The organism is Archangium lipolyticum (assembly GCF_024623785.1).
GTDB lineage: Bacteria > Myxococcota > Myxococcia > Myxococcales > Myxococcaceae > Archangium > Archangium lipolyticum.
This window is the reverse complement of the sequence record NZ_JANKBZ010000067.1, coordinates 1-11,186: the sequence shown is the minus strand read 5'-3', so window position 1 is coordinate 11,186 and position 11,186 is coordinate 1. Positions and strand designations below refer to the sequence as shown.

The 11,186-nt window shown below is 72.4% G+C and carries 3 protein-coding genes; all 3 read left to right on the top strand.

The annotated features are described in order from the left end of the window. Window positions 1-1,021: non-ribosomal peptide synthetase (locus NR810_RS51680; RefSeq protein WP_257463566.1), on the top strand; the 1,021-nt coding region annotated here is incomplete at its 5' end. 280 nt (window positions 1,022-1,301) lie between these two features. Then, window positions 1,302-5,852, top strand: a complete 4,551-nt coding sequence (locus NR810_RS51675; RefSeq protein ID WP_257463565.1) for a type I polyketide synthase — start codon at window positions 1,302-1,304, stop codon at window positions 5,850-5,852. Next, window positions 5,849-11,186, top strand: a 5,338-nt coding sequence (locus tag NR810_RS51670) for a non-ribosomal peptide synthetase (protein WP_257463564.1), incomplete at its 3' end; no start/stop codon positions are given. The genes NR810_RS51675 and NR810_RS51670, both read left to right, overlap by 4 nt.

The window sequence follows — 11,186 nt, the reverse complement described above, 5'->3', positions numbered from 1 at the left end:
CCTCATCAACGAGTACGGCCCCACCGAGACCGTCGTGGGCTGCTGCATCCATGAGGTGGCTCCGGAGGACCCCTCCACCGGCAACGTCCTCATCGGCCGTCCCATCGCCAACACCACCCTGCACGTGTTGGGCGAGGACCTGCGTCTGGTCCCCGTGGGCGCGGTGGGCGAGCTCTACATCGGTGGCGCCGGCGTGGCCCGCGGCTACCTGGCCCGTCCGGAGCTCACCGCCGAGCGCTTCATCCCCGACCCCTTCAGCGCCGAGCCCGGTGCCCGCCTGTACCGCACCGGCGACCGGGTGCGCCGTCTGTCCGATGGCCGGCTGGACTTCCTGGGCCGCATGGACTCCCAGGTGAAGGTGCGCGGCTTCCGCATCGAGCTGGGTGAAATCGAGACGGCGCTGCTGCAACTGCCCTCCGTGCGCGAGGCGGTGGTGGTGGTGCGCGAGGACAGGCCGGGCCAGGCCCGCCTGGTGGCCTACGTGGTGCCCAGGCCGGAGCAGGCGGTGGACTCCTCCGTGCTCCAGCAGTCGCTGCGGCAGGCTCTGCCCGAGCACATGGTGCCCTCCGCCTTCGTCGTGATGGAGTCCTTCCCCCTCTCTCCCAACGGCAAGGTGGACCGCAAGGCCCTCCCCGCGCCGGAGATGCCCCAGGTCGCCTTCGTCGAGCCGGCCACGGAGCTGGAGCGCTCGCTGGCGAAGCTGTGGCGGGAGCTGCTGGGAGTGAAGCGCGTGGGGCGCGACGAGCGCTTCTTCGAGCTGGGCGGCAACTCGCTCACCATCGTCCAGCTCCAGGGTCGGCTGCGCACCGAGCTGGGCCTGCAGGTGGCCCTGACCGACCTCTTCCAGTACCCGACGATCGGCTCGCTGGCCGAGCACCTCACGAGCCAGCAGTCGGGACCGGACCGGGTGGAGCAGAGCCAGCAGCGTGGCGAGAGCCGGCGGCAGAACCGGGCGCCGGTTCGAGGCCGGGGCCGGCGCGCCAGCGGGTCGCGCGACGATTCCGACGATTCCGAGGACTAGGCCTGGATCGTCACGAGGGCCGACCCCAGGCGAGCGCTGGCGAGGCGCTCCCTGGGGCATGCGGGCCAGCGGGCGTCAGGCGCCTCGGCGTTGTGGGTAGCACTGCCAGTGCTCTTTCCAGTACCCTACCGACTGTTCGCGTGCTGACACCTCCATGCGCCAGCCGTTGGCGCCAGACCGATTGGAGCGGCTCCAAACGGCGTGGGTGAGGCTCGGCGACAACACCACGGGCAGCGCCGCACCGCCCGTGTCCCCCCCAGTGTCCAGGAGGAGAGTGAAGATGAGTGAGCAGGCCCCCGCGGAGAACCCGGCAGAGGCCATCGCCATCATCGGCATGGCAGGCCGCTTCCCAGGCGCCCCGGACGTGGAGGCCTTCTGGCGCAACCTGCGGCAGGGCGTGGAGTCGCGCACCACCTTCACCGACGAGCAACTGGAAGCCGCGGGAGTGGACCGCTCGCTGTACTCGAGGCCGGACTACGTGCGCTCGGGCTTCGTGCTGGAGGGCACCGAGCTGTTCGACGCGGCCTTCTTCGGCTACAGCCCGCGCGAGGCCGAGGTGATGGATCCGCAGCAGCGCCTCTTCCTCGAGTGTGCCTGGCAGGCGTTGGAGCACGGAGGGTACGAGCCGGCGTCCTTCCCCGGACCCATCGCCCTCTTCGGTGGCACGGGGCCCAGCTCCTACCTGCTCACGCGCCTGCTGCCGAACGCGCAGGTGATGGAGTCGGTGGGGGCCTACGCCCTCACGCTCGCCAACGACAAGGACTTCCTGTGCACCCGGGTGGCCCACAAGCTGGACCTGCGCGGCCCGGCCGTCACCGTGCAGACGGCCTGCTCCACCGGACTGGTGGCGGTGCACATGGCCTGTCAGAGCCTGCTGTCGCGCGAGTCCGACATGGCGCTGGCCGGTGCCGTCTCCTTCTCCTCGGATCCGCACACCGGCGAGCTCTACTCTCCTGGTGGCATCCACTCGCCGGACGGGCATTGCCGGGCCTTCGACGCCCAGGCCCAGGGCACCGCGGGTAGCGGCGGCGTGGGGGTGGTGCTGCTCAAGCGCCTCTCGGAGGCCTTGGAGGATGGGGACTTCATCCACGCCGTGGTGCTGAGCACCGCCATCAACAATGACGGCAGCGCCAAGGTGGGCTTCACCGCCCCCGGCGTGGAGGGACAGGCCGCCGTCATCACCGAGGCCCTGGCCGTGGCGGGCGTGGAGCCCGAGAGCATCCAATTCATCGAGACGCACGGCACCGGCACCACGCTGGGAGATCCCATCGAGGTGGCCGCGCTCAACCAGGCCTTCCGCTCGCGGGCGGGGCAGCGGCGCACCTGCGCGCTGGGCGCGGTGAAGACGAACATCGGCCACACGGACGCGGCCGCTGGTCTGGCCGGGCTGATCAAGGTGGCGCTCTCGCTGCGCAACCGCGAGATGCCGCCCACGCTGCACTTCACCCAGCCCAACCCGCGTATCGACTTCGATGGCGGGCCCTTCTACGTCAACGACGTGCTGAAGCCCTGGCCCGCCCCGCCCGGAGCCCCCCGGCGCGCGGGTCTCAGCTCCTTTGGCATGGGCGGCACCAACGCCCACGCCGTCTTCGAGGAGGCCCCGGCAAGGGAGCTCCAACCCAGCGCGAAGCCGCGGCACCTGCTGGCGCTCTCGGCCCGCACGCCCGAGGCCCTGGAGCAGGCCACCGACAACCTGGCCTCGTGGCTCTCCAGCCACCCGGAGGCGGACCTGGGAGACGTGGCCTACACGCTGCTGGCGGGGCGCAGGCGCTTCGCGCACCGCCGCGTCCTGGTCTGCGGCGACACGGCGGAGGCCCAGCGGCTCCTCCAGTCACGCGAGCCCGGCCGGGTGCTCACCACGGAGCAGGAGGCCAACGAGCGCCCCGTTGTCTTCCTTTTCCCGGGCCAGGGAACGCAGGAGCCGGGCATGGCGCGAGAGGAGTACGCCTCCGAGCCCGTCTTCCGCCGCCACCTGGAGGAGTGCTGCAAGAAGCTGGTGCCGCACCTGGGGTTCGATCTGCGCGAGGTGCTCTACCCGAAGCAGGGCCAGGAGGAGCAGGCCGCCGAGCGGCTCGAGCAGACGGCCCTGGCGCAGCCGGCGCTCTTCGTCGTGGAGTACGCGCTGGCGCGGCTGTGGATGAGCTGGGGAGTGAAGCCCCAGGCGATGGTGGGCCACAGCCTGGGCGAGTACGTGGCCGCGTGCCTCGCCGGGGTGTTCTCGGTGGATGACGCGCTGGCGCTGGTGGCCGAGCGCGGCCGGCTCATGCAGCGGCAGCCCGAGGGCGCCATGCTCTCGGTGGCCCTGTCCGAGCAGGAGCTGCGTCCGCTGCTGGGAGCGGAGCTGGAGCTGGCCTCCATCAACGCGCCGGCCCTGTGTGTGGCGACCGGGCCGACCCCCGCCATCCAGGCACTGGAGACGCGCCTGTCGCAGCAGGGCGTGCAGCACCGCCGCCTGCACACCTCGCACGCCTTCCACTCGGCGATGATGGAGGCGGCACTGCCTCTCTTCGAGGCCAGGGTGCGCACGCTGCGCCTGTCTCCACCGAAGATCCCCTTCATCTCCAACGTCACGGGGACGTGGATCACCGCCGAGCAGGCCACCAATCCCCGCTACTGGGCGGACCACCTGCGGCGCCCGGTGCGCTTCGCCGAGGGCGTGGCCACGCTGCTCTCCGAGCCCTCGCGCATCTTCCTCGAGGTGGGTCCGGGACGGGCGCTGAGCACGCTGGTGCGCCAGTGCGCGGGGAGCGCCGCGGCGGTGACGGTGGTGGGCTCGCTGGGCGCGCGGCGTGAGCGGCCCGGTACCGGCTCGCCCCTGCTGGAGGCCGCGGGCCAGCTCTGGCAGGAGGGCGTGAAGCTGGAGGCGGCGAAGCTGTACGCCTCCGAGAAGCGCGGCCGTCTGCCCCTGCCCACCTACCCCTTCCAGCGCGAGCGCTATTGGATCGAGCGCGGCGCCGGTATGGCGATGGTGCAGCAGGCGCCGGGCACGGCGGGCAAGAAGACCGAGGTGGGCGCCTGGTTCCACGTCCCGGCGTGGAAGCCGGCGCGGCTGCCGGCCACGGGCTCGAAGGAGCTGAGCGGCACGCGCTGGCTGGTGTACGTGGACGGCACGGGACTGGGCCGGCAGGTGGTGGAGGGGCTGGAGGCCTCGGGCGCACGGGTGGTGCGGGTGGTACCGCGCGCGGAGGGCCTGGCCCGGCTCGGTGAGCGCGAGTGGGGACTGGCCCCGGGGCGCCGGGCCGATCACGAGGCCCTGATGGAGGAGCTGCGCCAGCAGGGCTCCCTGCCCGAGCACGTGCTGCACCTGTGGAGCCTGGAGCCGGCGTCCTCGCTGGAGGCGGAGCAGGAGCGGGGCTTCCAGGATCTGCTCGCGCTGGCGCAGGCCCTCGGGCCGCGCCTGGGACAGGCGGAGAGCACGCTCCATGTCGTCACCTGCGGCACGCAGGACGTGACGGGAGACGAGCCGCTGCGTCCGGGCAACGCGTTGTTGCTGGGACCGTGCCGCGTGCTGCCCCAGGAGGAGTACCCGCGGCTGCGCTGCCAGTTGTTGGACGTGGTGGCGCCCGCGCAGGGTGGCGCCCGGCTGACGCGGCTGGCGAAGCAGGTGGTGGCGGAGCTGCGCGCCCCGTCCCATGAGCCCCTGGTGGCCCTGCGTGGCGAGCACCGGTGGGTGGAGGGCTACGCACCGCACCCGCTGCCCGCCCCGAGCCAGGGCCTGGGACGGCTGCGCGAGGGCGGCACCTACCTGGTGACGGGTGGCCTGGGCCGCATCGGACTGATGATGGCGGAGTATCTCGCCTCGGCGGCGCGCGCCAGGCTGGTGCTGGTGGGACGCTCCCCCTTCCCCGAGCGCCAGGAGTGGCCGGCGTGGCTGGCCGCGCGCGGCGAGCAGGATGGGGTGTCGCGGAAGATCCGGCGGTTGCAGGCCCTGGAGGCACGGGGAGCCCAGGTGCTGCTGGTGCGCGCGGACGTGTCGCAGCCGGCGCAGTTGGAGCAGGCGTTGGCCCAGGCCCGCGAGCGCTTCGGCGCGCTGCATGGCGTGGTGCACTCGGCGGGAGTCGTCGGCGAGGACACGCACGTGGCCATGCGGGACTCCACGCCCGAGCGCTGCGAGCCCCTGGTGCGGGCCAAGGTGCGGGGCACGCTCGCGCTCGTCGAGGCGCTGCGCGATCAGCCGCTGGACTTCGTCCTCCTCCAGTCCTCCATCTCCACCGTGCTGGGTGGCCTGGGCTTCTCCGCGTACGCCGCCGGCAATGCCTTCCTGGACTGCCTCGCCGCCGTCCGCTCCCGCGAGGGGGCGACGCCGTGGATCTCCGTTGGCTGGGATGGCTGGCAGGCCCGGGACGAGGACGAGGCGGGCACCTCCATCACCCTGCCCGAGGGCATGGACGCCCTGCGCCGGCTGCTGGCGGCTCCCGAGGCCGCGCGGTGGATCGTCTCCACGCATGACCTGGCGGCCCGGCGCACCCTCTGGGTGCAGCAGGTGCAACAGGCGGCCCGGGTCCCCACCACGCGCCACCGCCGTCCGCGGCTGCGCACCGCCTACGAGGCCCCGCGTGACAGCCTCGAGCGCGGCCTGACCGACATCTGGCAGGAGCTGCTCGGCGTGGCCGAGGTCGGCATCCACGACGACTTCTTCGAATTGGGAGGGCACTCCCTGCTGGGGACCCAGGTGCTCTCCCGCGTGCGCGAGTCCTTCCAGGTGGAGCTGCCCCTGCGCACGCTGTTCGAGCACCCCACTCCCGCCGGTATGGCGACGGTCATCCTCCAGGCACGCACGGCCGCGACGGACACCGCTGCCCTGGAAGCCCTCCTTTCGGAGCTGGAATGAGCAACAAGACGAGCGACCTCGAGAAGCGCATCGCCAACCTGCCTCCCGAGAAGCGCGAGCTGCTGCTGCGGCGGCTGGCCGAGCAGCAGGCGGCGCAAGCGGCCAACACCGCCGTCCCGGCGCAACCCCAGACGAGCGCCCCGGTGGAGGTGGAGCCGGGCGTGCTGTCCTTCGCCCAGCACCGGCTGTGGTTCCTGGAGAAGCTGCAACCGGGCACCTCGCTCTACAACAACCCGTTCGCCTTCCGGCTGTTGGGTATCGTGGACGCGGAGGCACTGCGCCGGGGCCTGGAAGCGCTGGTGACGCGCCACGCGGCGATGCGCACCACCTTCGTCGAGCACCAGGGTGAGCCGCGGCAGGTGGTGCGGCCGCCCGCCCGGTTCGAGCTCCCGCTGGAGGATCTGCGCGCCCTGCCCGAGCCGAAGCTCGCCGCCCAGGAGCGGATGCGGGCCCATGCGCGGCAACTCTTCGATCTGGAGCGGGGCCCCCTGGTCCGCGCGACGCTGCTGCGGCTGAGCGAGCACGAGCACCTGCTGCTGCTCACGCTGCACCACATCATCTGCGACGGCTGGTCCATGGAGCTGCTGATGGGGGAGATGGCGGCCTTCTATCAGGCCTTCTCCCGCGGCATGGAGCCGCGCCTGCCTCCGCTCTCCTGGCAGTACCCGGACTTCGCCCGCTGGCAACGGCAGTGGATGCGGGGAGCGGAGCTCGAGCGGCAGCTCGGCTTCTGGCGGGAGCGGCTCCGGGGAGCGGCTCCGCTGGAGCTGCCCCTGGACAGACCCCGCCCGGTGGACCCGACACTGGCGGGAGCGGTGTATCCCGTGCGCCTGGAGCGCGGGCTGACGCAGGCGGTGCAGGAGCTCGCCCAGCGCGAGGGGGCCACGCCCTTCATGGTGCTGCTGGCCGCCTTCCAGGTCCTGCTGGGCCGCTACGCGGGACAGGACGACGTGGTGGTGGGCACGCCCATCGCCAACCGCACGCGCAAGGAGACGGAGGGCCTCATCGGCCTCTTCGTCAACACGCTGGCGCTGCGCACCACCTTCTCGGATGACCCGTCCTTCCGCGAGCTGGTGGCCCGCGTGCGCCAGGGCTCCCTGGAGGCCTATGCGCACCAGGACGTGCCCTTCGAGGCGGTAGTGGATGCGCTGCAGCCGGAGAGGGACCTGCGCAGGACGCCGCTCTTCCAGGTCATGTTCGTGCTGCACAACGTGGGACGGGACACGGCCTCGGAGCTGCCCGAGCTCCGGCTGGAGAACCTGCCGGCCCACGCCGGCCACTCGCCCTTCGATTTGACGCTGTCGCTCTCGCACAACGGCGGCGAGCTGGTGGGCGAGCTGGAGTACGGCACCGAGCTCTTCGACGAGTCGACGGTGGCGCGCTTCGTGGGCCACCTGCGGCGGCTGCTGGAGGAGGCGGTGGCGCACCCCGAGCGCCGGCTGTCCGCGCTGGGGCTGCTCACGGAGGCGGAGCGCGAGAGGCTCATGGGCGAGTGGAAGGGCACGCGTGCGCCCTTCCCCGGGCAGTCGTGCCTGCACCACCTGGTGGAGGCCCAGGCCGTGCGGACACCGGAGGCGGTGGCGGCCGAGTACGGAGGCCAGCGGCTCACCTACACGGAGATGATGCGGCGGGCGCGCGGGCTGGCGCGGCGGCTGCGCGCGCTGGGCGTGGGCCCCGAGGTGCGGGTGGGCCTGTGCGCGCGACGCTCGCTGGAGCTGGTGGTGGGCATGCTCGGAGTGCTGGAGGCCGGTGGCGCCTGGGTGCCGATGGATCCATCTCTGCCCACCGAGCGCCTGGGCTGGCTGCTGGAGGACAGCGGCGCACGGGTGCTCCTCACCCAGGAGAAGCTGCTGGAGCGGCTCCCCGCCCGGCGTCCGGAGACGCTGTGCCTGGACTCGCTCTGGAGCGAGCTGGAGCGGGAGGCGGACGGGAAGGTGGAGTCGGGCGCGGGCGCGGACAACCTCGCGTACGTGCTCTACACCTCGGGCAGCACCGGGCGGCCCAAGGGCACGCTGGTGACGCACCGGGGCGTGGTCAACCTGGTGGTGCAGGAGGCCCAGGCCTACCAGGTGGGGCCCGGCAGCCGGGTATTGCAGTTCGCCAGCCCCGCCTTCGACATCTCCGTGGAGGAGATCTTCACCACGCTGTGCGCGGGCGGCACGGTGTGCCTGGCGCCCGCCGAGGAGATGATGCCGGGGCCCTCGCTGCAGCAGCTGCTGCGGGAGTCCTCCATCACGGTGCTCAGCCTCACGCCGGCGGCGCTGGCGGCCACACCGGCGGATGGACTGCCGGCGCTGCGCACCGTCATCTCCGGAGGCGAGGCGTGCCCCGAGGACGTGGTGGCGCGCTGGGCGCCGGAGCGGCGCTTCCTCAACACGTACGGCCCCACGGAGGCCACGGTGGTGGCCACGCTGGTGGAGTGCCAGGCGGACGGGCGGGTGCCGCCCATTGGCCGGGCGCTGCCGAACGTGGAGGTGTACGTGCTGGACGGGCACCTGCGGCCCGTGCCGGTGGGACACAAGGGCGAGCTGTACCTGGGTGGCGTGGGACTGGCCCGCGGCTACCTGGGCCGGGCGGATCTGACGGCCGAGCGTTTCATCCCGCACCCGTTCAGCACCGAGCCCGGCGCGCGCCTGTACCGCACGGGTGACGTGGTGCGGTGGCGGGGGGATGGACAGCTCGAGTTCTCGGGCCGCGCGGACCAGCAGGTGAAGGTGCGCGGCTTCCGGATCGAACCGGGAGAGATCGAAGCGGCGCTGGTGGAGCAGCCCGCGGTGCGCGAGGCGGTGGTGGTGGCACGCGAGGACGTGCCGGGCAACAAGCGGCTGGTGGCCTACCTCGTGGCGAGGCCGGGACAGACACTGGAGCCGGGCGAGCTGCGGAAGGCGTTGCGGCAGCGGCTGCCCGAGTACATGGTGCCCTCGGCCTTCATGGTACTGGAGGCGCTGCCCCTCACGACCAACGGCAAGGTGGACCGGCGGGCGCTGCCGGCACCGCAGGCCACGCCGGGCACGGAGCGCTACGTGCCTCCGCGCAACGCGATGGAGGAGCTGGTCGCGGGGCTCTTCGGCGAGCTGTTGCGCGCGGAGCGCGTGGGAGCCGAGGACAACTTCTTCGAGCTGGGAGGACACTCGCTGCTGGCCACGCAGGTGGTGAGCCGGCTGCGCGAGTCGTGTGGAGTGGAGGTGCCGCTGCGCACCCTCTTCGAGGCGCCCACGGTGGCCGAGCTGGCCGGGCGCATCCAGTCGCTGCGGACGGGCGCGACGGCGCTGGCCGTGCCCGCGCTGAAGCCGGCGCCGCGCGACGAGGCGCTGCCGCTGTCCTTCGCCCAGCAGCGGCTGTGGTTCCTGGATCGGATGTCGCCGGGCAACCCCTTCTACAACATGCCCCTGGCGGTGCGGTTGGAGGGGGAGCTGCGGGTGGACGCGCTCGCGCACTGCGTGCTGGAGCTGCAGCGCCGCCACGAGGTGCTGCGCACCACCTTCCGTGACGGTCCCTCAGGCCCCGTGCAGTGCATCTCCGCCGAGCCCCAGGCGAAGCTGGAGGTGGTGGATCTGTCCTCCCTGCCGTCCGCCGGGCACGAGGCCGAGGTGCGCCGCCGCGCCGGACAGGAGGCCGAGGGGCCGTTCGATCTGGAGCGGGGCCCGCTGCTGAGGGCGGTGCTGCTGCGGCTGGACGCGCGCTCGCACGTGCTGCTGGTGACGATGCATCACATCGTCACGGATGGTTGGTCCGCGGGCATCCTGGTGCGCGAGGTGGCGGCGATCTACGAGGCGCTGGTGAAGGACCAGACGCCTGCGTTGCCCGAGCTGCCGGTGCAGTACGCGGACTTCGCGGTGTGGCAGCGGCAGTGGCTGAGGGGCGAGGCATTGGAGGCGCAGCTGGGCTACTGGAGGCGCCAGCTCGCGGCGCTGCCGGTGCTGGAGCTGCCGACGGACAGGCCCCGCCCGCCGGTGCAGTCCTTCCGCGGCGCCCACCTGCGGGTGCGCCTGCCCAGGCCGCTGAGCGAGGCCCTGGTCCGGCTGAGCCGCCGCGAGGGCGTCACGCTGTACATGACGTTGCTGACGGCCTTCCAGGCGGTGGTCTCGCGCTACAGCGGGCAGACGGACGTGGTGGTCGGCACGGACATCGCCAACCGCAACCGCGCCGAGACGGAGGGCCTGCTGGGCTTCTTCGTGAACCAGCTCGTCATGCGCGGAGACCTGTCGGGCAACCCGAGCTTCCGCGAGCTGCTGGCGAAGGCCCGGGAGACGGCCCTGGCCGCCTACGCGCACCAGGATGTGCCCTTCGAGGAGCTGGTGCGTGAGCTCAACCCCGAGCGCAGCCTCGGACACGCCCCGCTCTTCCAGGTGAAGCTGCTGCTGCAGAACGCGCCGGACGTGGATCTGGAGCTACCCGGAGTGAAGCTCGGCGCCGTCGAGAGCGAGGCCCGGACGGCCAAGTTCGATCTCACCGTGGCGCTGGAGGAGTCCCCCGAGGGGCTGCGAGGCCACTGGGAGTACAGCACCGACCTCTTCGACGAGGAGACGGTCGCGCGGATGTCGCGGCACTACCAGCGGGTGCTGGAGGCGATGGTCGCGAACCCCGGGCAGCGCCTGGGAGAGCTGTCGCTGCTGTCCGAGCAGGAACGGCACCAGGTGCTCGTGGAGTGGAACGCCACCACCACGCCCTTCCCCTCCGACTCCTGCGCCCACCACCTGGTCCAGGCTGTCGCCGCCCGCTCCCCGGACGCTCCCGCCCTGTGCGTCGGCGACTCCACCCTCTCCTTCCGGGAGCTGGAGGAGCGCTCCAATCAGCTCGCCCACCACCTGCTCTCCCTGGGCGTCGGCGTGGAGACTCCCGTCGCCCTCTGCCTGGAGCGCTCCTTCGAGCTGGTCATCGGTCTGCTCGCCATCCTCAAGGCTGGCGGCACCTATGTCCCCCTGGAGCCTTCCCTCCCCGCCGCTCGCCTCGGCTTCCTGCTTCAGGACTGCGGCGCCCCCGTCCTCCTCACCCAGGAGAGCCTCGCCGATGAGCTGCCCGCCTACGGCCAGCTCCTCTGCCTCGACTCCGACTGGCACCAGGTTGCCTCCCAGCCCACCACGCCTCCCTCCTCCCCCGTGGGCCCCGACAACCTCGCCTACATCATCTACACCTCCGGCTCCACCGGTCAGCCCAAGGGCACCCTGCTGCACCACCGCGGCCTGTGCAACACGTCCCTGGCCGCCGCCCGTCACCACGGCTTCACCCCCACCAGCCGCGTCCTGCAGTTCGCCGCCCTGAGCTTCGACGCCTCCATCGCCGAAATCTTCGGCTCCCTGGTGGCCGGCTCCTGCCTGGTGCTCGCCCCTCGCG

Excerpts from the sequence above, each read along its gene's own strand:
- NR810_RS51675 (WP_257463565.1), top strand. The coding sequence starts at position 1,302 with ATGAGTGAGCAGGCCCCCGCGGAGAACCCGGCAGAGGCCATCGCCATC.